The following is a 20,441-nucleotide window of genomic DNA, read 5'->3' on the forward strand; positions in this document are numbered from 1 at the left end:
TCTCCATACCTCTTTTCCTATTGCATTCGCATTTTCCGATCAATTACTAGGTCTATCTTATCATAATAATCATCATCATTTAAACCAAAATGGAAGACGGCTATAAAATTACCTGTATTATCAATTAATAAAAAGAATAATTCCAAAATGAAATGATTTTACTTTCAGCTATTTTTATTTTAGAATGTGAATGAGATAAAATCTGCCAATCCAATTCTCTGGAAATTGGCTATTGAAATCAAACGTTTGGAGATGAAGATATTGAATACTTTACAGGCATTGCTAAACGACAGAATGGAACGCTCTTCACAAATTGAAGCGGTAACTGGCGGAGGTGTGTCTTATACATTTGAAGAATATGCAAAACGCATTGACCAGCTCGCTCATTACTTACATCGTAAGGGGATTCGAAAAGGTGACCGCGTTTGCTTTATTTGTCAAAACCATCATCACTTTTCAACGATTATGCTGGCAGCCATCAAAGCGGGTGCAGTCGCAGTCCCACTTAGCTGGCAGCTTACTTCTTTTGAACTGGAAGGCATTTTGAAAAAAGCAGAGCCAAAGGCTTTATTTTTTGACCGAGAATTCCGTGACATCATTGCCGCTGTGAATGTGTCTTTAGAGGATTGCCTCATGGTGGAATCCGGTGTGAATGCGAAAACAACGCAGCTGTTTGAAGACCTATTGGCTTCAAACGATGGAAGTGATCTTGCTGAGGAGGTGTCAGAAGAGGATCTAGCTATGATTCTATTCACATCCGGCACAACGGGTAACCCAAAAGGCTGTATGGTTGGACATGGACGACTCTATCAATTTTTAACAAGACATGGGAATCGAGGATTTGACCTAAAAGGAAAACGATATTTGGCGAGTCACCCTCTGTATCATATGAGCTCGATTAACCATCTCATCGCAGCTGCAATTGAAGGGTATACCCTAGTCTTTTTACATGATGCAACGCCGAAACGCATTTTAGAAACGATTGAAAAAGAAAGAATTACGTTTATGATGGCCTTCCCATCAGCTTATACGTACATGTTAGAAGAGCTGAAACGCGGTTCGTATGATCTCTCTTCCTTTGAAATTGCGATTTCTGGCGGCACGAAGGTTCCAGTACGCTTGATTAAGGACTACAAAGAAGTGGGTATTCACATGATGCATGGCTACGGAAGTACCGAAGCGTGGGTTGTCAGTGCATGGTACCCTGCAATGGGTGAAGATAAAATGGGATCTGCCGGTAAAGTCGATGCGGATGTAGAAGTAAAAATCGTTCATCCTGAGACAGATGAGACACTGCCAGCTGGAGAAATTGGCGAAGTTGTCATGAGAAGCCCATTTTATTTCCTAGGCTACTACCATCAGCCTGACGCTACTGAGAAGGTACTCAAAGATGGCTGGTTCCATATGGGAGACGCAGGCTATCTAGATGAAGAAGGTTTTCTTTATATCACAGGCAGATACAAAGATGTCATTTTGTACGGCGGCGATAATATTTATCCTGACCAAGTGGAAGAAGTCATTGATCAAATTCCAGGAGTCATTGAATCAGCTGTCATTGGTGTACCAGACGATTTATATGGTGAAGTGCCAAGTGCATATATCGTGAAAGACGAATCCGTCGATTTTTGCGAGCAAGATGTTGTGAACTATTGCCAGGAGCGTTTGGCAGATTACAAGGTTCCGTCCATTCATTTCACGAAGGAACTGCCAAAAAACAAACTTGGTAAAATTATGAAGAAAGATTTGCGTGAATTGGTTGTGAATGCGTAGGACCTATTCTGCTATAATGAAATTTGAATAATTTTTTGTTTTTCTAACGTTTTGGAGGGAAAGGGTTTGCGACAAATTCTTCGTAAGAAACAAATTCACGATTTGTTAGAACAGAGTAGGCAGCAAAAGGTAAAGAGAACGCTGGGCGGGCTTGATCTAACGCTTCTTGGTATAGGGGCTGTGATCGGCACAGGGGTCATGGTGTTAACCGGAATGACAGCAGCTAAGGATGCAGGACCGGCTGTCATTTTCTCCTTTGCGATCGCAGCGATTGTGTGCAGTTTAGCAGCACTTTGTTATGCAGAAATGGCTTCAGCGCTTCCTGTATTCGGCAGTGCATACATTTATTCATATACAACGATGGGTGAGCTTGTGGGCCATCTGATGGGATGGACCTTATTGTCTGTTTATATGCTGACTGCTTCGGCTGTGGCCAGTGGCTGGTCTAGTTATTTCAACAGCCTGCTGGAGGGGTTTGGAATCTCTATCCCCCATCAATTCCTAGCAGGGCCAGAACAAGGCGGATACATGAATCTGCCAGCGATTATCATTGCTTTACTGATTGCGTGGATCTTATCTAGAGGAACGAAGGAAAGTAAAAAATTCAATAATATCATGGTGTTTGTGAAGCTTGGCATTATTGTTCTTTTCATTGTAGTAGGCGGCTTTTACGTACAGCCAGACAATTGGCAGCCGTTCATGCCGTTTGGCGCGGAAGGTGTCATTGCCGGTGCAGCCGCTGTGTTTTTTGCCTTTTTAGGATTTGATGCGATTTCGGCCTCTGCAGAAGAGGTGAAAAATCCACAGCGGAACCTGCCAATTGGTATTATTGGTTCATTACTGATTTGTACGGTCATTTACATTGTTGTTTGTTTGGTCATGACAGGTATGGTGCACTATACAAAGCTGAATGTGACAGAGGCCATGTCCTATGTGCTGCAAAGTGTGCATCAAAATAGCGTGGCTGGTATTATTTCTGTCGGTGCTGTCATTGGATTGATGGCTGTGATTTTCGCCAATAATTATGCAGCAACTCGAATTGCCTATGCGATGGGTCGAGACGGGCTCTTGCCTAAAGTGTTTTCGAAAACAAACAAGAGCGATACACCTGTTGCAAGCATATGGATGATTGGCGGAATGACAGCTGTTATTTCAGGGTTTATTGATTTGAAGAATCTGTCCAACTTAGCGAATATCGGTGCTTTATTGACGTTTGCGATGGTGAGCTTATCTGTGCTTATTTTGAGAAAGACACATCAGCAGCTTGAAAGGGGATTCCGGGTTCCTTTTGTACCGGTTTTGCCAATCATATCAATGGGCTGCTGCTTGTTCCTCATGCTCAACTTACCGGGACGCACATGGCTTTACTTTGGGGTTTGGCTGTTAATCGGTGTCGTCATGTACGCAGCGTATTCAAACAAACATAGTGAATTAGCGAAGTCTTCATGAGAAAAAGGTGCAAATCCGTTGACGATTTGTGCCTTTTTTCTTACGATTTGGGATAAGCTATAAAAGAGAAGATGGACGGAACAAGAGGAGGATGAGGGATATGATCAGCGTTAGTCCTTATATTGTAGTAGAAGATGTGAAAGAATCTCTTCAATATTATCAAGGAATTTTTGGCGGAGATATTCATATTTTAAATGAACATCAAGACCGTGTGTTACATGCTGAATTGCACCTTGGAGAATCACTGCTCCACTTTTCAGATACGTTTGGCCGCACACCAAAATCGGAGAATCTCAGATTGATTATGCAGTTTGACAATGAAGAAGAACTAAAGACCGTATATGAAGCGCTCGAAGCTGACGGGGATGTACTGGTGGAATTACAGGATACGTTCTTTGGCGCACTTCACGGACAAGTACAGGACCGGAAAAATGGGTTGATCTGGGTTCTGAATTATATGAAATAGATAAAGGCCTTCACAGTGGTGAAGGTTTTTTTGGAGTGTTTTCATTTTCTGAAAAATGGAAAATATGCTATGTTGGAAGAATAATAAGACATGGGGAAGGGTGGCAACGGAATGGAACAAGTTGAGTTTCAATATATCCAAACAAATGGCATAAGGCTACATACTGCAATGGCTGGCCCTGAGGATGGCCCGCTGCTTGTCCTGCTGCATGGATTTCCTGAGTTTTGGTACGGCTGGAAAAATCAAATCATTCCCTTAGCAGAGGCAGGCTATCGTGTCGTTGTTCCTGATCAAAGGGGCTACCATCTAAGTGACAAGCCAGATGGAGTCGAATCATATGTATTGGATCAACTGAGAGATGATATCGTGGGCTTGATTAAGACGCTGAGTCCAAATCAAAAGGCCATTGTCGGCGGACATGATTGGGGCGGAGCGGTTGCTTGGCATTTGGCTTCTACACGTTCTCAATATGTAAATAAATTAATCATTGTCAACATGCCGCATCCGCGTGTGATGATGAAGGTTCTCCCTTTTTATCCGCCACAGTGGAAGAAGAGCTCCTATATCGCTTTCTTTCAGCTTCCAAATGTACCAGAGGCAGCACTTCAAGAAAACCAATTTCAAAGGCTGGATGAAGCGATTGGGCTGACTGATAGACCACACTTGTTCACCAAGGAGGATGTCTCAAGCTACAAGCTCGCTTGGACGCAGCCAGGAGCTATTACGTCAATGCTGAATTGGTATCGGGCCATCAAAAAAGGCGGCTTTGAAAAGCCAATTTCAAAACGGATTCTCGTTCCTGTTCGCATGATCTGGGGGATGGAGGACAAGTTTCTAAGCAGAAAGCTGGCAAAGGAATCGATTAAGATTTGTCCAAATGGACAGCTGGTTTTTGTCGATGATGCCTCTCATTGGATCAATCATGAAAAACCAGAGGTCGTCAACAAACTCATACTCGAATTTTTGAAATAAAGGGAAAAGCTCTGATCAAAGGACCAGAGCTTTTTTTATTTACCCGATTTGATTCTTTTTCAAAGAAGCAGGTTCGTCGTCCCAGCATTCAATATGTTCATTGTTCGGAACGGCATTTTTATAGAAAACAGGATCTTTTCCTTCTTTTTTCTGTCTCGTATAATCTTTCAATGCTGCAAAGGCGACCTTAGACAGCATGGTGATGGCAATGAGGTTGACGATGACCATCAGTCCCATGAATAGGTCGGCGAGATTCCAAACAAAAGGAACACTTGCCACAGCACCGAATAAAATCATTCCAATAACTGCAATACGGTAACCGATTAGCCATGTCTTGCTTGATTTAAGGAACTCGATGTTCGTTTCACCATAGTAATAATTCCCGATTAACGTACTAAACGCAAACAAGAAGACCATAATGGCAAGTACACCAGAAGCCCAAGGGCCAATGTGCTCACTTAAAGATGCCTGAGTGAGTTCAATACCCGTTAGTTTTGTTGTTCTATATGCATTTGAGAAAAGTATGATAAAAGCAGTACTTGTACAAATAATGAGGGTATCAATTAAGACACCTAATGCCTGAATGAGTCCTTGCTTTACAGGGTGACTAGTCACGGCCGCAGCAGCAGCATTTGGTGCACTACCCATCCCAGCTTCGTTTGAGAAGAGACCTCGTTTAATCCCTTCCATAATGACGGCACCCATCGTACCACCTGCAAATTGTTCAATACCGAATGCATGGGTAACTATTGTGTGAACGACGCCAGGAAGCTCTGTAATATTCGTGACCATGACAAAGAGAGCAATCCCGATATAAGCTACAGCTAGGAAAACAACAATGTATTCTGCCATCTTTGCGATCGTTTTGACACCACCGAAAATGATGATGCTAAATCCAATAGCCATAATCACTCCAACAATTAAGCGGTTTGTGCCAAATGAATTTTCAAAAGCGATGGTGATGGTATTCGACTGTACAGCATTAAAGACAATACCGAAAGAAATAGTAATCAATACAGCAAATAAAATCCCCATCCATCGTTTCTTTAAGCCTTTTTCAATGTAGTAGGCCGGCCCCCCACGAAAGCCTGACACATCCTTTGTTTTATAGACTTGGGCAAGTGTGCTTTCAACAAAACTAGAGGCGGAACCAATAATCGCCAGAATCCACATCCAAAAAATAGCACCAGGACCACCCATGGCAATAGCGATAGCAATACCGGTAATGTTTCCTGTTCCAACTCGAGCTGCCATACTAATAGCGAACGCTTGAAACGGTGACACACCAGATTTTTGTTTATTTGTTCCTTCTTTAAGAACGATCACCATTTCCTTGAGCATACGAACCTGAAGGAAACGAGATCTAAATGTAAAATAAAGGCCAACAAGAACTAATAGTGCAACAATAATATATGACCATAGAAAACCATTTGTTGTTGTTAATAAACCATTGATAAAGTCATTCATAACATCACCTCTTCTAATTCCATCCTATTTCTTTAAAAAATACTGAGATCCCACTCTTTGGCGAGTTTTTTCAGCATCATGACACCGGTAATACTATTTCCGCAATCATCAATGGCGGGACCGTAAATGCCGATTCCACAGCCTGTCTGAAATGGGAATTCTCTTCTTGCGCTTGGCGGAACGCAAGCCATAATTCCTCCAGACACACCACTTTTGGCTGGAACGCCTACGAAAGCAGCAAAATTACCAGACGCATTATACATGCCGCATGTCAGCATCAATGCTTTTGTTAGTCTTGCGATATCTTTTGGGATGACTTGAACTTGTTTAAAGGGATGGTAGCCATCACTTGATATAATCAGTCCAATCAAGGCGATGTCCTCTGTTGTGACTTCGATGGAACATTGTTTTAAATACACTTCTAATGTGTCCTCGACATCTGATTCTAAGTAATTGGTTTCTTTCAAATAATAAGCAAGTGCCCGGTTTCGATGGGCAGTTGCCCATTCTGATTGATAAACCTCTTCATTAACAGAAGGACGCTTACCTATTAAGTTTTCGATTAAATCGAAAATATATGCTAGCTTTTCTGTAGAAGTCTTTCCCGGAAGGATGGAGGAAACGGTAATAGCTCCAGCATTAATCATTGGATTAAAGGGCTTCCCTGGTTTATGCATCTCAAGGCGGTAGATGGAATTAAATGCATCACCAGTTGGCTCTACATCTACCCGATCCAAGACGTAAGGTACGCCCCTTCCTAAACAGGCAGCTATAAAGCTGATGACTTTTGAGATACTTTGTAGGGTAAAGGGAACGTCCCAATCACCATATTGTACAGATGATCCATCTGGGCCTATCACGCTGATACCAAGTTGAGAGGAATTCACTTTTCCGAGTGCTGGAATGTAGCCAGCATTCTGACCGTTTTTGTAATAAGGCCGTATTTCTTCTGCCCAGTGATCAACAGAAGACTGGCATGCGTGTTGTGTATTATTAGAAATTGCTGTTTTCATACGATTCCTCCAATCAAAAATCAAAAAGTACCCTATTGAATTGGCGGATGACAAAAAATGCGATCAAATAGGCACGAAAACATGTTACACATCTTCAAAGAACTTGTCATGCGCTGCTTGTACCACTCCTTTACACCTAAATATATGTTTAAATGAAGGCTTTGGCGGCGAAAAAACAAAAAGGGTTTTTAGTGAAAATTCAGAAAACGCTTACATATAGTTTCACTAAAATTGTTCATTCAATTTATCTTGGAAACTACACAATCTGACGTAAATCTACAGAAAAACTTACAAATAAAAATCAGTCTGTCGACAATTGTCTAAACAATTCCCATTATTGTAGACAATCCCCATAATGCAGAATAGCTGAAAGGTCACCTTGCTCCCTCGGAGAATAGTCATAAAAAAGGATTTTGGAGATGAAAGGCGTAGTGAAAATTATTTTTTTGCACATTGTGAAGAAAAGAGTCTCCTTGTATACTGTGGCTATGCAAACAGGGGAAGGGATGTCAGTCATTTGAGTTTAAACCAGCTTGTCAAAAAAGACGCATTCATTTTAATTTTTATGGTGGTCATTGTGCCGCTTGCAGGAGAGCTGAAGTTTTATCCTGTGAACGAGACATTTCGCATCAGTTTTGGAGCACCTGCGTTTTTCTTTTGTTTATTACTCTTAAGAAAATCTAGACCACTCCTGCCGGGATTTTTAACAGGCGCAGCCATTGTACTTTTTCGAGTAGGCTTAGATCTGATTCAGCAGAATGCTGATATGGCTGCGTCGTTTTATCAGCAATTCCCAAGTTTCTTTTTCTATTTTACTTATGCTTTTCTGTTTTTTGCCGTTCGTACGGGACGTTTTAAGCAGCGCTCTATTTTCATTGGGATCATCGGTCTCATGATCGAATTACTGGCTGATTTTGTCGAGCTGTTTGTACAATTTCTAGTGTTCGATACAACGATGACCCTATCAAAGCTGAGTGATATGTTCCTCATCGCGTTTGCTCACAGCTTTGTGGTGATCAGCTTTTTTAATATGATGAGGCTGTACGAGGCACAATCAAGAGAGAAACAAATCATGAAACAAAATGAGCATATGATGATGGTCATTTCGAATTTATATGAGGAAACGGTTCACTTAAAGAAAACGTTAAATCATACAGAGCACATTACGCAAGAATCGTATCGGCTTTACCGTCTACTGCATGACCACGAACTAGGGAAGAAAGTGAGTCAGGAGCTGCTAAAGCTCGCAGGAGAAATCCATGAGGTGAAAAAGGACAATCAGCGTATTTATGCTGGGCTTTCAAAGCTGATTTCAAAGGAAAATATGCAAGACTATATGAGAGCCGAAGAGCTTGTTCGCATTGTGATCCGCATCCAAGAGAAATACGCCCTATCTCTAGGGAAAAACATCTCCTTTACCTCTGATATACGTGGCATTCATTTGCATGATTATCATGTTTTTATTTTCTTATCTTTGATTAATAATTTAATGGCAAATGCAGTTGAAGCAATAGAAGATAACGGAACGATCTCACTCGTATTAAAAGGCGGTCATGATAAAATAGAGATTCGGATTGAAGATGATGGCCAGGGTATTCCTGAAAAATTGAGAGATGTTGTGTTTGATCCAGGCTACACTTCGAAATTTGATGCATTTGGTACACCGTCAACTGGGATTGGCTTATCCTATGTGAGAGAGCTGGTTCAAGAGCTTGGGGGTCAAATCCAGATCGAACAAAAAGAAACAAAAGGTACAGCATTTCAGCTTGTCCTTCCTATACAAAATTTAATACAGAAAGGGTGAGTGTATGCGATTTTTCATTGCAGATGATGATCGTGCAATACGCTCGATTTTAGGTCAAATTATTGAGGATGAGGATTTGGGAGAGGTCGTGGATGAAGCCGATGACGGAGTTGGATTAGAAGCTCATTCATTAAATCTCAAAAAAGTAGACATCCTTCTGATTGATCTTTTAATGCCTGCTAGAGATGGCATTCAAACCATTCGTCATATACACCCTGAATTCAAAGGCAAGGTCATCATGATTTCTCAAGTAGAGGCGAAAGAGATGATGGCAGAAGCCTATGAACTGGGGATTGAATATTATATTCATAAACCTGTCAATCGAATTGAGATCGTCAGTGTCATTCGAAAAGTCATGGAGCGCATCAAGCTGGAAAAATCGATTTACGATATTCAAGCTTCCCTTCGTCATGTGCTGCCATTAGAGCCCGTGATTTCTCGTGATGGGGGCTCTGGGGCGAAGCGAAGAACGATGAAAGAGGCAGGAGAATTTCTCCTGTCTGAATTAGGAATTGTCGGAGAGAGCGGCTCTAAGGATCTAATAGAGATACTGATCTACTTACATGAAACACAGACAGCCAATTCCCATGAGGTCAATTTTCCTCCACTAAAGCAGCTGTTTATCAAAACGGCTGAAAGAAAGCTGGATCATGGTGCGACTGATGTGGAAGTGATGCGGGAAGTGAAAGCGGCAGAGCAGCGAATTAGACGAGCCATTCATCATTCCTTGAATCATTTCGCTTCACTAGGATTAACAGATTTTTCGAATCCTAAGTTTGAGCACTATGCGTCGAAGTTTTTTGATTTTACCGATGTCAGCCAAAGAATGAAAGAAATGCAGAAGACATCTTCACCCGCAGGATCGACGGGCAGAGTCAATACGAAGAAGTTCGTTCAAATCTTTTATTTCGAAGCAAAACAGTTATTCGAAGGAATGAGCTAAGAAAAATCTGTTGGAATGATTGGAGAAAATAAACAGTGGAAGGGAGCCCTTTTCTATGATCAGACGTGCTCGTCAGGTGTCTTTGTTATTTATCTGATCATTCTGATTTTTCTTTTTTCTTGAAAATAAAACCCTCCTGTGCAATCGTTTGTTAAAATAGTGAGGTTAGACTAGAATGTCGGAGGTTTTATTTTGGGAAAAATTAAACGAAATGCGCTCTGCCCTTGCGGAAGCGGAAAAAAATATAAACATTGCTGTGGTCAAAAGTCAGGCGGAGAACAAACGTCTGAGCTTGTGTTTAAGGAAGCTGTACAAGTTCAAAAGGATGTAATGAATTATGCTTTCTCTAAGCATCAGAGAGCCATCAATCAATTCATTAATGAGTTTTCTTTCCTTGCAGATATGGATAAAGAAACGCAACAAATTTCAGTTTTCCATTTGAGTGTATGGGGCATTTTCTTCCGTCCATTAACGGATCAGAAAGAAACCATCTTCCATGAATTCCTGACAAAGAAAGCAGAGGAAATTACCCGTCCGAAAACAAAACAAGTAGTTCAATCTTGGACAGACATGGAACCATCATTGCTTTTATTAAATGAAAAAACGGACGAGTCTCTTTACTTTGAGAATATGGTGACAGCGGAGAAGGTTGAAGTTGATGTAAAACCGGATCAAACAGTGCTGCCAGAGAAGGGCAGTCTCGTGCTTGGTTTCCCTGTTCAGTTTGAAGACAAAGCAGAGTTTTTCATTCAATATACGATGTTTGCGAAAGAGTTTACAGATACCCTTCTTCTTCAGGTTCGCCAGCTCGTTGAAGCACACGAAGCAAATGGAGGAGCGCGCAGCACATTTATGAGAGAATCATTCCCTGAAGTGCTGAAGTGTATGTTTGCGAAGCAAGAAGTAGAAGAACCGGAAACACCTGCTCAAACAGAAGGCGGTACAGGACTATTAGCAGATCGTATGGACTGGGCAAGTGACGTTCAGCTGGAAACAGCCAAGCAGATTGAAGACGGGATGAAGGAGCACGGTGATCAAAGCCTGACAGATGGCGCTTTAACGGTTTGGAAAGCGTACTGTGATCAGAAATCACCTGTGATCCGTAAAGCAGCGTCATTTGCTGCGGGAATCGAATATTATATTCATTCGCTTGCAAGTGATGCCCCGCTTTCTCAAGCACAAGTTGCTAAAAAGTATGGCATTAGTGCGTCTACTGTATCGAGCCGTTTTAAAGATATCGAAAAAGCGGTTAAAGAAGAGCAAGAGGCGACTGTATAATAGTAATCAAAAAAGACGCGGTAACCTTATTGAGGGTTCCGCGCCTTTTTTAAACATTATTCTGTGATGATAAAACTGTTCATATATTCTTTTGTGTTAAAATCGTTCAAATCAATTTTCCACTGACCTTCACCGTTACGTTTCATTTTCACTTCAAATTCAGTAGGGCTGGATGCCGGAGGAAGTTTTTCAAATTCACTCGCATATATCTTCAAGCTCTTTTTGTACAACTCTTTTTTTGTGATTTTCCCTTTATAAAATTCTTTTGAAATATCAGCCAGCTTGTCTTCTAATTCAGATGCGTCAATGCCTGTAACTTTTGCCACAACTTCAGCTTCTTCATTTTTGATAGCTTTTACACTAGTTTCTACTTTGGCTTTTTCCTTCACTGTGTTTTGAATGCGCTGATACATGCTTAGAATGTCTTCATCACTGACTTCGTTCCCATAGATACTTGCACTTCTTCTAAAGTCTTTAATAAACATTTCATTATATTTATTCACGAGATCAGCCTTATTGTCACCAGTTAGTTCAGGGAACTGTTTATTTTCTTTACCGAATACGATGACATCTGTATATGCATTAAGGGCCTTTGCTGCGTTGTTTAATTTTTCTGCTGTATCAATAATCTTTTTTCCATCAAGGTCAATTTCAATTGGATCACTATCTTTATTGATTGGATTTTGATAAACGAGTTGGTATTTCGCTCCTTTATCTACCAAGAAATAAAGAGAGCCTTTTACAGATTTGCCTTTATTTAATGAAGTTGAATTAAGTCTGTCTTTGCTGCTATAAAAATCTAATTCTGACACTTGTGAATCACCCTGATAGAGAGTAAAATGTCTGCTTAATAATGAAAGTGGTTTATTTTCTTTGTTCGTAATGGTTAGGTTGACTTTTAACACTAATTCATTTTCTCGAAGAGTGGTCGATGCGTCGTCTGGCAAAGTATATTCATAGCTATTCACTTTTACCTCTACTGTATTAGAGGATTTTTTTTCAGAATCTGTTGTTTTTACTGAGCTTTGACAAGCTGCAGAGAAAATCATCATTAATGCAATCATGACTAGTACACTTGTTTTTTTAATCATTTCATACTCCTTTGTATATATTCCCGCTTTCTTTAGCGTCATCCTTCTAAGATAAAAGTGATATATTGAATGGTATATTCGGGTTAGAAAGGGGAAATTATCCTAATGTCAATTTACCTTATTTATTTTATCGGTTTTATTCATGATGATGAATAGGTTTTAATTCCTATTTTGGTAGGTTTTTTCACAAAAATATATGAATATAAGAAGGTGATGAGAGGAAAAGACTAGTAAAAAAGAATTGATTATAGATTTATTTTTAGATGCTTTTAATGAAAAATCTTGAAAGAGAGATAGTAGTTATATACAAGAAGATGACGGATCACGAAGACCACGATCCGATCATATTGCCAATTTGGTAGTAATGCCAGGGCAAGAAGACCATCAGCAAATCTTATACATGGGAGCTGACTGTCATATGGAGCAGGATGATGATGACGATTTTGATGGTCATGAGAAGCTCCGCTTTTCGTTTTAGTGTATCTTCACCTATTTTCGCGACGTCCACCTGCAGGTTGATTTTCAGAGAGCAGGATACTTGAATTTTGAAAATGATTCATGGGAAAATAAGGATGATTAAGCAGATAAGGGAGATGAGCTTTTGAAAAAGGTAACGCTTGGACGAACTGATTTACAGGTGAATCCGATAGGGCTTGGTACGAATGCGGTAGGTGGGCATAATTTATTCCCGAATTTGAGTGAAGATGCTGGACGGGAGCTTGTGGAAACGGCTCTTGATCAAGGTGTCAATTTCTTAGATTCTGCTTTTATTTATGGGCTGGGCCGTTCAGAAGAATTGATCGGTGAGATCATTGCCAAACGAGGCGGCAGAGAGGAGCTTGTCCTTGCGACAAAAGGAGCTCATAAAGAAGTAAACGGGCAAATTGAACTTGATAATAGCCGCAATTTCTTAAGAGAACAGGTCGAAAATAGCCTGAAGCGACTGCAAACAGATTATATTGATTTGTACTATATGCATTTCCCTGACGGCCGCACGCCGTTGGATGAAGTAGCAGGCACATTAAAGGAATTGAAGGATGAAGGGAAAATCAGGGCAATTGGTGCATCAAATCTTGATTTTGAACAGCTTCAAGTCTTTAACCGAGATGGCTACTTAGATGTACTTCAATCGGAGTATTCTCTGCTGAAACGTCAGGCGGAGCAGGATCTTCTCCCATACTGTGTCGAACATGGCATTTCCTTTATTCCTTATTTTCCGTTGGCATCAGGCTTGTTGACTGGAAAATTTACGAAGGATGCGACATTTGATGACATTCGAGCAAAGGACCCGCTTTTCCAAGGCGATGCGTTCCTTCAAAATCTCGAAAAAGTAGACAAGCTGAAGGTCATTGCACAATCAAAGAACGCAGAAACAGCACACGTAGCACTGGCCTGGCTTTTAGCGCAGGACGGCATTGATGCCATTATTCCTGGTGCAAAACGAGCAGAGCAAGTCTTGCAAAACCTAAAAACAAACGATGTTCAATTAACAAAAGAGGAAATCAACCAAATCGACCAGATCTTCTCTTAATATATAAAAAAATAAGGTGCGCAGCTGCACCTTATTTTTTTATGTCATCGTGAGAGGGATTTTGATCACGAGCCGAAAATTTGGAGAACGGTAAGTGAAATCAAGCGTACCGTCTGCTTTTTCAACAAGCTGATGGATGATATAAGTCCCCATTCCTTGGTGATCGCCGCCTTTTGTGGAACGGCCAAAAGTTTTGAACAAATGATCTAATACGTGTTTCTCCATTCCTTTTGTGCTGTTTTCACAATGGATCAAAAATAGCCCGCTCCGTATAGAGGTCGTGACCGAGATGCTGCCCTCTTTCCCGGCTTGCTTCGCTTCAATTGCTGCATCAAGGGCATTGTCGAGCAGGTTGCCAGTAAAACTCACCTGATCAGCCTTAGAAAATGGAAGAGAAGAAAATGGTGCTTGAAGATCTACGGAAAGTGCAATGTTCTCTTTTTCAGCCCGCTGGAAAAAGGGATGAAGGGTTGAGGCCAGATAAGCGTTTTCCCCTTTGATCCAAGGGAAATGTTTGACGTATTGTTGAATCAAATCCTTGATATCATGCTCGTCTTTCGACGCGGAAAAGGCATTTAAATGTCTGGCTGTTTCATGATGTTTACTGCGCAGCTCAAGCAGCAATTCATTGGTTCTCGATTCTGCGTTTGTCAGCTCTTGAAGCCGTCCGTTTAACCGGCGCTCCGTCTGCATCATCGTCAATGTAAGGAGATCTGCTGTGATCATGATCATGAAAGCCAAAAGATGGCCCAGCCCATTCCCTTGAGTCAGAAAAAGAGAAAGCCCTGCGCAGGTGATCAGCACAAAAGCGCCTAATATCACGTATCCACTGATACTAGGCCAAAACCTTTTGTACATGAAGAATGTATAAAGACAAATGACACAAAAGGTGAGGAGCCACAAAACCACTGACGTCACCGGAAGAAAAGCTTCAGCAGTTGCTTGAAACGCAAGACCTAACCATATGAGAGCATATATGCGGAATCCAAGATAGTAAGCGTTCACGTTCGTTCTCCTTAAAAGTAGTATTTCTTAAAGTATTCTAATTGCTGCTTGGTCATCATGGCCTTTTTATCAGTGCCTTCAAAAGACACGACAAATGAATTTTTGGCATACGCCGAAAAGTTTTTAATGTAATGAATATTGATGATAAACGAGCGATGGGAACGGATAAAATCCTTCTCAGCTAAATCGCCCTTTAACTCGTTTAATGTCTGGTACGTTTGGATATCTCCTGTTGTTGTGACAATGGTCGTTGATCGGCCGGTTCGTTCAACAAAAATGACATCCTTCTTCTGCAGCACATGGATATCTGACTGCTGCTTGATGAGAAGCCGTCCATGAATGCTTTTCTCCTGCTTGGTTGACATGTAGCGCTCTAAGGATTTGGCGATTCGATCGGCGTGGTATGGCTTCATAATATAATCATGTACATTCAAATCAAACGCATGGACCGCATATCCGCTGTTTCCTGTCACAAATACAACATCGACATTCAGTGCGTGAGAGTGAATGAGGTCCGCTAATTCATAGCCGGACATTCCAGGCATTTCAATGTCTGCAAACAACAGATCAATGTCTCCCTGTTTGACCTTCTCGTATGCATCCTCTGCTGACTGCGTGACAAAGACAATGTCAACAGCCTCCATTCTGCCGAGAATGGCGTGCAGCTTTTCTAAGTCCACTCGGTAATCATCGACAAGACCTACTTTTATCATAAAAATCACCTATGACCATTCTTATTATTTGTCTATTTTACCATTTGTTTTTTTAAAATCGATCATTTCAAGACAGAAAAAGGACGTTTCGCGACATTTTTATGTCAGGCAGGCATCATTTTTTCTATCATAGACTTAGAAAGACGAAAGGGGCGAACCAAATGATTACTCTCAGCGATTGCAGCTGCTGGTTTAAAGATAAGAAAAAAGTCGTGAAGGCGATGAAGCATATGACGTTCTCCGTGAAGGAAGGGGAAGTCGTTGGCATCCTAGGAGAAAATGGTGCAGGAAAAACCACATTATTGCGCGCCGTTGCGACTTTATTAGAGCCTACTCATGGAACCGTGAATGTTGCGGGCTTTGATACAGTAAAAGAAGCAACAGAAGTGAAGAAACGAATTGGTGTCTTATTTGGCGGAGAGACGGGGCTTTACGACCGTTTGACGGCTCGAGAAAATCTTGAATACTTTGGGAAATTATATGGCTTAGATCAGCATGAAATCAAAGCAAGAATAGAGGATTTAGCAAAGCGGTTCGGAATGAGACAATATATGGATCGCAAGGTGAAAGGATTCTCACGGGGGATGAAACAAAAGGTGGCGATTGCCAGAACATTGATTCATGATCCTGACATTATCTTATTTGATGAACCGACAACAGGCTTAGACATCACGTCAAGTAATATTTTCAGAGATTTTATTCATCAGCTTAAACAGCAAAATAAAACCATCCTATTTTCAAGCCACATCATGGAAGAAGTCAGTCTGCTTTGTGACAGTGTCATGATGATTCATCAAGGAGAGCTTGTGTACAAAGGAACACTTCCAGAATTATACGCACAGGAACAAAGTGAAGACTTGAACTATATCTTTATGTCGAAGCTCGCAAGGGGGATTTCATAATGTGGAAAACCGTATTTTTAAAAGAAATGACAGATGCGTTAAGGGACCGGAAAACGCTCCTCTTAACAGTGCTGATACCCCTTTTGACGATGCTTGGACTAGTGTTCTTCTATGAAAGCATGATCGCAGATCCAGGGGATGAAACCTATACGGTCGCAGTCAATGAAAAGCTTCCATCCGAAATGAATCAAATGATCAAAGAGGTCAAAAACATTCATCTTGAAACATTTGATGACCCGCAGCAAGCTGTCAAGGACGGTGAGGCAAATGCTTACCTGGAAATGCCGAAAGAGGCTGACGAAATGCTTCAGCATCAAGAATCATTTGCAATTAAAATCCATGGGTATACAACGGACGATGATTCGGTCATAGCGGTTCAAATGCTGCAATCATTGCTGGAGCAGTACCAAAACCAAGTGGTGGAAAAGCGTTTAGCAAACAATCAGATCAACACGTCCGTTATTCATCCGTTTGAGGTACAGTCCGTTGATGTAGAAGAAGGCGAAGAAGGGGAAAACGGAATGACCGCTATGCTTTTGTCGATTCTCCTTCCTATGATTTTAGTAACTTCCGTCATCTCAGGCGCTTTGCCAGCTGCGCTTGATATTGTAGCGGGTGAAAAAGACCGAAAATCGATTGAAGCATTGTTCCTGACACCTGCCAGCAGACTCCAGATTCTCATAGGAAAATGGCTTGCTGTCTCCATGTTCGGTATTTTAAGTGGAATTGTGGCGATCGGCATGCTGCTTCTATCCACATTACTCTTTACAGAAAAGCTGAAACAAGCACTGAACTTTGGTGATCAAATGTGGAGCATTATCGGCGTCATGTTTGCGGCGCTCATCATCTTCTCATTCATGGTATCGATGATTGAACTGCTGCTCAGTGTGGTTTCAGGCTCAGTCAAAGAAGCACAGTCGTACATGTCCATGATCATTACACTAGGTGTGATCCCGATGTTCTTTACCATGAGAGCAGGTGCTACGCAGCTAGATACGTATTACTTTGCTGTCCCATTCCTTAATATTCATGCGCTGTGTAAGCAATTGATGTTTGGCATCCTCGATCCAATGTCGATTGCACTCACCCTAGGCTCTACTGCGCTCGTTGTGGTTATCTTATTTGTGGCCGTTAGAGTCATGTTTATGAAAGAAAAATGGATGCTTGCAAAATAAAGAAAGCAAAAACTTGTAGATTTCTTCTGCAAGTTTTTTTATATAAAGAAATTAATATAAAAATGGCTCGCGACATGGTTAAAGGTTATGGCATAATGGAAGGCGAAATGACATAATTAACTCAATTTTACTAAAGAGGTGATTTGTGTATGTCTTATCAAACAGATGATGATGATGTTTTAGAGTTATGTAATATATATGCTCAACAAACATACCATTTTGAAGCATGTATTTTGGGGAACAGGAAAGGTTTATTAGAATTAAGAAATGCAATAGACAGGGCTTTAGAAACTGGTCGTTCTGTTGCACATTTATACCCATCTGATTTTGAAGGATATGAAACTTATATTGCTTTAGTAGACGATGAGCAAAGGTTTAAGAAATTAACAACTCCTTATGTAGAGGAATACGTACAAGAAGATGATGCGGTTGATCCAATTGACATGATAAAAGAATATGATGCTAAAAAGGGGAATTCCTCTTGATAGAATGTATCATTTTTCAGCCATCCATATCATGTTATTTTTAAGCATAAAGAATAAGGTGATGAAAAATTGAATATAACGATGATCAACTTCATAGCCTGCTTTATCATCATTTTCGTTCTCGCTCATAAAAACCTTGAAAAAAAGCTCGATCTCACCATTTTGATAGTAGCAGCTATTATCATATTTATAATGAACAGTAAGTGGGTGTGGGTCGCAGTTTTCTTACTTACTTGTATGTATTTCGGAATCAAATATAGGAATCAACCGAAAAAAGGATAAAGAAAAAAACCCCGGAAATCGGGGTTTTTAAATCGGGGTTTTTTCATTAGTTCTTGATGAACTTTTCAACTAATGAGCTTGTTTTGTAATCGTTCAAATCAAGTTTCCATTGGTCGATGTCATTTTTCTTCATGTTAACTTCTACTGTTTCTTCAGAAGATGATGGTCCTAATTTTTTAAACTCTTCTGGGTAGATCGAGAGTAAATATTTTTGTGCATCATCGTAAGACGCTGTACGGTTTTTGCTGTAGAACTCAGTTGCTTTCTCTTTCAAACGATCGACAAGCGGACTTGCATCAATTGGTGTAAGGGTCACAGTCACGATTGCTTTATCACCACTGATGGCTTTTGTTTTTGTTGATACTTTTGCTTTTTCAGCTAATGTTTCTTTCACAGCTTTTAGAAGCTTATCAAGGTTTTCGTCTTTCGCTGCGCTAGATGAAATACCAGATGAGGAGATATAGCCCTGTTTGAATGATTTATCAAATTCGTTCACAACTGTTGATTTGTTATCACCAGTTAATTTTTCGAAATCGTCGTTTTTCTTACCAAAAATCATGACATCAATATAAGAAGAAAGAGCTTTTGCAGATGCTTGAAGTGTATCTGCTTTTTTCATTAAGTCTTTTCCTTTAATATCGAATTCTAGTGTTTTATCATCTTTTTTCGATCCAGTACTAGGCTCTGTGTAAACAAGTTGATAGTCTTTGTCTTTATCAACAACATAGAAAAGACCGCCTTTTGATACTTTTCCTGCATTTAGAGAACTTGTAGATAATACTTCGTTGTAGTCATCTGGAGAGATGGTAGACACCTGTGCGTCATCTTGGTAAAGCGTAAAGTTGCTTTTATCAACATTAAGAGGCTCTTTGCTGATGTTTTTCACAGATACGTTCACTTTTAGCACATACTGATCGTCTTGTACAGATGTATCGTATTGAGGTGGTAATGTGTACTCAGCACTTTCTACCTTTATTTCTGCTGCATCAAGGGATTTTTTTGTATCGTTTTCTTTCGCACCTGTTTTGTCTTTTCCACCACTACAAGCAGCAGCGACAACAGTTACACACAAAATTAGAAGAAACAGGGATAATTTCTTTTTAAACATGACATGTTTTCCTCCTCGGGTTTATGGTGAATTTCATTGGAAAGCTTTAGTTCATATCGTTCTTTTTGCACAAAAAGAAAAATACTGTATGTTTTTTACTGTTGAATGAAGCGAAAGTACTGTCAATCCCTTAGTGCGTTTCGAAGGTTGATCAGCTTCAAGTAGTAAAAATGACACTAAGTTGAGAGGAGAAACTTGTATTTTATTGTTTGTTATCTCCTGTAAAAACTCAACATTTTATATTTTAAGGTTTTGAGTCGGATTATTGAATAGGTTCAAATGACTGTTTTTGAAGAAGTTGCATCAATTAGAAGGATTTTTATGACTTGTAAATGAGTCTATGGTAATGAATATTTTTTCCTGCTATGTGTATGATTGCATGGTTTGTGTGTTGTTGACAGAGAGACACATGTCTAGCGAAATCTTGAGATGTATAGACAGGCTGTCGACACTGAACGTGCTTTTTCATGTCAAAATGGCAGTCATCTACACAGAAATGCCACATAAAATAAAAGAGAAATGAGAAGGAGGTGGATGTATGGCAGTGGTAAGAGCGACAAGCTCTGATATTGATTTAATGGCCAGACTGCTAAGAGCGGAAGCAGAAGGTGAAGGGAAGCAAGGGATGCTGCTTGTAGGAAATGTAGGCATCAATCGTTTGCGTGCCAACTGTTCTGACTTTAAAGGGCTGCGTACGATTCCACAAATGATTTATCAGGAGCATGCGTTTGAAGCGGTCACGCACGGTTACTTTTATCAGCGGGCACGAGAAACTGAAAAAGCACTTGCGCGGAGGAATATCAACGGAGAACGATTTTGGCCTGCGAAATTCAGCCTTTGGTATTTTAAACCGCCTGGAAATTGTCCACCCACTTGGTACAATCAGCCGTTTGTGGCAAGGTATAAGTCGCATTGTTTTTATCAGCCAACAGCTGAAACGTGTGAAAATGTCTATAACACCTTTTAGATTGATGAACAGCACAATCC

At 40.5% G+C, this 20,441-nt stretch carries 18 protein-coding genes; 12 read left to right on the forward strand and 6 right to left on the reverse strand.

Annotation, left to right across the window (positions count from 1 at the left end):
- Window positions 1-261: 261 nt before the first annotated feature.
- From ACYH0L_RS01525 to ACYH0L_RS01540, 4 genes are all read left to right on the forward strand, one after another.
- Window positions 262-1,770: a class I adenylate-forming enzyme family protein gene (locus tag ACYH0L_RS01525; RefSeq protein WP_256499254.1), complete on the forward strand. Its 1,509-nt coding sequence runs from the start codon at window positions 262-264 to the stop codon at window positions 1,768-1,770.
- Between the two features lie 66 nt (window positions 1,771-1,836).
- Window positions 1,837-3,219: an amino acid permease gene (locus ACYH0L_RS01530; RefSeq protein ID WP_099726163.1), complete on the forward strand. Its 1,383-nt coding sequence runs from the start codon at window positions 1,837-1,839 to the stop codon at window positions 3,217-3,219.
- Between the two features lie 100 nt (window positions 3,220-3,319).
- The gene (locus ACYH0L_RS01535) at window positions 3,320-3,685 is read left to right on the forward strand and encodes a VOC family protein (RefSeq protein ID WP_482354289.1); all 366 of its coding nucleotides are present in this window, start codon (window positions 3,320-3,322) and stop codon (window positions 3,683-3,685) included.
- A gap of 111 nt (window positions 3,686-3,796) precedes the next feature.
- Window positions 3,797-4,657, forward strand: a complete 861-nt coding sequence (locus ACYH0L_RS01540; protein ID WP_099726315.1) for an alpha/beta fold hydrolase — start codon at window positions 3,797-3,799, stop codon at window positions 4,655-4,657.
- 39 nt (window positions 4,658-4,696) lie between these two features.
- Here the strand turns inward: ACYH0L_RS01540 and ACYH0L_RS01545 are convergent, their stop codons facing one another.
- Window positions 4,697-6,124: an alanine/glycine:cation symporter family protein gene (locus tag ACYH0L_RS01545; protein WP_099726161.1), complete on the reverse strand. Its 1,428-nt coding sequence runs from the start codon at window positions 6,122-6,124 to the stop codon at window positions 4,697-4,699.
- A 32-nt stretch (window positions 6,125-6,156) separates the two neighbouring features.
- Complete coding sequence (locus ACYH0L_RS01550; RefSeq protein ID WP_099726160.1) at window positions 6,157-7,137, reverse strand: glutaminase; 981 nt, start codon at window positions 7,135-7,137, stop codon at window positions 6,157-6,159.
- Between the two features lie 517 nt (window positions 7,138-7,654).
- Between ACYH0L_RS01550 and ACYH0L_RS01555 the strand changes: the two genes are divergently transcribed.
- The 3 genes from ACYH0L_RS01555 (at window position 7,655) to ACYH0L_RS01565 (ending at window position 11,162) form a co-directional block, all read left to right on the forward strand.
- Complete coding sequence (locus ACYH0L_RS01555; protein WP_482354290.1) at window positions 7,655-8,941, forward strand: ATP-binding protein; 1,287 nt, start codon at window positions 7,655-7,657, stop codon at window positions 8,939-8,941.
- Window positions 8,942-8,945: 4 nt separating this feature from the next.
- Window positions 8,946-9,884, forward strand: a complete 939-nt coding sequence (locus ACYH0L_RS01560; protein WP_099726158.1) for a response regulator — start codon at window positions 8,946-8,948, stop codon at window positions 9,882-9,884.
- A 192-nt stretch (window positions 9,885-10,076) separates the two neighbouring features.
- Window positions 10,077-11,162, forward strand: a complete 1,086-nt coding sequence (locus ACYH0L_RS01565) for an SEC-C metal-binding domain-containing protein (RefSeq protein ID WP_482354291.1) — start codon at window positions 10,077-10,079, stop codon at window positions 11,160-11,162.
- 56 nt (window positions 11,163-11,218) lie between these two features.
- Here ACYH0L_RS01565 and ACYH0L_RS01570 read toward each other — a convergent pair whose 3' ends face one another.
- Window positions 11,219-12,253, reverse strand: a complete 1,035-nt coding sequence (locus ACYH0L_RS01570) for a DUF5105 domain-containing protein (protein WP_482354292.1) — start codon at window positions 12,251-12,253, stop codon at window positions 11,219-11,221.
- A gap of 601 nt (window positions 12,254-12,854) precedes the next feature.
- Here ACYH0L_RS01570 and ACYH0L_RS01575 point away from each other — a divergent pair.
- Window positions 12,855-13,784, forward strand: coding sequence for an aldo/keto reductase (locus ACYH0L_RS01575; protein ID WP_367308256.1), 930 nt, complete (start codon window positions 12,855-12,857; stop codon window positions 13,782-13,784).
- Between the two features lie 39 nt (window positions 13,785-13,823).
- On the opposite strand, the gene ACYH0L_RS01580 is transcribed toward ACYH0L_RS01575, so the two are convergent.
- Window positions 13,824-14,789, reverse strand: coding sequence for a sensor histidine kinase (locus ACYH0L_RS01580; RefSeq protein ID WP_099726155.1), 966 nt, complete (start codon window positions 14,787-14,789; stop codon window positions 13,824-13,826).
- A gap of 11 nt (window positions 14,790-14,800) precedes the next feature.
- Window positions 14,801-15,502, reverse strand: coding sequence for a LytR/AlgR family response regulator transcription factor (locus tag ACYH0L_RS01585; RefSeq protein ID WP_099726154.1), 702 nt, complete (start codon window positions 15,500-15,502; stop codon window positions 14,801-14,803).
- A 161-nt stretch (window positions 15,503-15,663) separates the two neighbouring features.
- Between ACYH0L_RS01585 and ACYH0L_RS01590 the strand changes: the two genes are divergently transcribed.
- The 3 genes from ACYH0L_RS01590 to ACYH0L_RS01600 all read left to right on the forward strand — a co-directional run bounded on the left by ACYH0L_RS01590 (window position 15,664) and on the right by ACYH0L_RS01600 (window position 18,064).
- Complete coding sequence (locus tag ACYH0L_RS01590; RefSeq protein ID WP_034320560.1) at window positions 15,664-16,404, forward strand: ATP-binding cassette domain-containing protein; 741 nt, start codon at window positions 15,664-15,666, stop codon at window positions 16,402-16,404.
- The gene (locus tag ACYH0L_RS01595; protein ID WP_482354293.1) at window positions 16,404-17,579 is read left to right on the forward strand and encodes an ABC transporter permease; all 1,176 of its coding nucleotides are present in this window, start codon (window positions 16,404-16,406) and stop codon (window positions 17,577-17,579) included. Before ACYH0L_RS01590 ends, ACYH0L_RS01595 begins: the two co-directional genes overlap by 1 nt.
- Window positions 17,580-17,728: 149 nt before the next feature.
- Window positions 17,729-18,064 carry a hypothetical protein gene (locus ACYH0L_RS01600; protein WP_482354294.1) on the forward strand — a complete coding sequence of 112 codons (336 nt, stop codon included), beginning with the start codon at window positions 17,729-17,731 and terminating at the stop codon, window positions 18,062-18,064.
- Window positions 18,065-18,392: 328 nt separating this feature from the next.
- On the opposite strand, the gene ACYH0L_RS01605 is transcribed toward ACYH0L_RS01600, so the two are convergent.
- Window positions 18,393-19,454, reverse strand: a complete 1,062-nt coding sequence (locus tag ACYH0L_RS01605) for a DUF4352 domain-containing protein (protein WP_099726150.1) — start codon at window positions 19,452-19,454, stop codon at window positions 18,393-18,395.
- A 538-nt stretch (window positions 19,455-19,992) separates the two neighbouring features.
- On the opposite strand from ACYH0L_RS01605, the gene ACYH0L_RS01610 reads away from it, so the two are divergent.
- The gene (locus tag ACYH0L_RS01610; RefSeq protein ID WP_099726149.1) at window positions 19,993-20,421 is read left to right on the forward strand and encodes a cell wall hydrolase; all 429 of its coding nucleotides are present in this window, start codon (window positions 19,993-19,995) and stop codon (window positions 20,419-20,421) included.
- The last annotated feature ends 20 nt before the right edge of the window (window positions 20,422-20,441 follow it).

The organism is Bacillus sp. MC1252, assembly GCF_056838025.1.

Excerpts from the sequence above, each read along its gene's own strand:
- ACYH0L_RS01535 (WP_482354289.1), top strand. The coding sequence starts at position 3,320 with ATGATCAGCGTTAGTCCTTATATTGTAGTAGAAGATGTGAAAGAATCT.
- ACYH0L_RS01540 (WP_099726315.1), top strand. The coding sequence starts at position 3,797 with ATGGAACAAGTTGAGTTTCAATATATCCAAACAAATGGCATAAGGCTA.
- ACYH0L_RS01545 (WP_099726161.1), bottom strand. The coding sequence starts at position 6,124 with ATGAATGACTTTATCAATGGTTTATTAACAACAACAAATGGTTTTCTA.
- ACYH0L_RS01550 (WP_099726160.1), bottom strand. The coding sequence starts at position 7,137 with ATGAAAACAGCAATTTCTAATAATACACAACACGCATGCCAGTCTTCT.
- ACYH0L_RS01560 (WP_099726158.1), top strand. The coding sequence starts at position 8,946 with ATGCGATTTTTCATTGCAGATGATGATCGTGCAATACGCTCGATTTTA.
- ACYH0L_RS01570 (WP_482354292.1), bottom strand. The coding sequence starts at position 12,253 with ATGATTAAAAAAACAAGTGTACTAGTCATGATTGCATTAATGATGATT.
- ACYH0L_RS01585 (WP_099726154.1), bottom strand. The coding sequence starts at position 15,502 with ATGATAAAAGTAGGTCTTGTCGATGATTACCGAGTGGACTTAGAAAAG.
- ACYH0L_RS01590 (WP_034320560.1), top strand. The coding sequence starts at position 15,664 with ATGATTACTCTCAGCGATTGCAGCTGCTGGTTTAAAGATAAGAAAAAA.
- ACYH0L_RS01595 (WP_482354293.1), top strand. The coding sequence starts at position 16,404 with ATGTGGAAAACCGTATTTTTAAAAGAAATGACAGATGCGTTAAGGGAC.
- ACYH0L_RS01600 (WP_482354294.1), top strand. The coding sequence starts at position 17,729 with ATGTCTTATCAAACAGATGATGATGATGTTTTAGAGTTATGTAATATA.
- ACYH0L_RS01605 (WP_099726150.1), bottom strand. The coding sequence starts at position 19,454 with ATGTTTAAAAAGAAATTATCCCTGTTTCTTCTAATTTTGTGTGTAACT.
- ACYH0L_RS01610 (WP_099726149.1), top strand. The coding sequence starts at position 19,993 with ATGGCAGTGGTAAGAGCGACAAGCTCTGATATTGATTTAATGGCCAGA.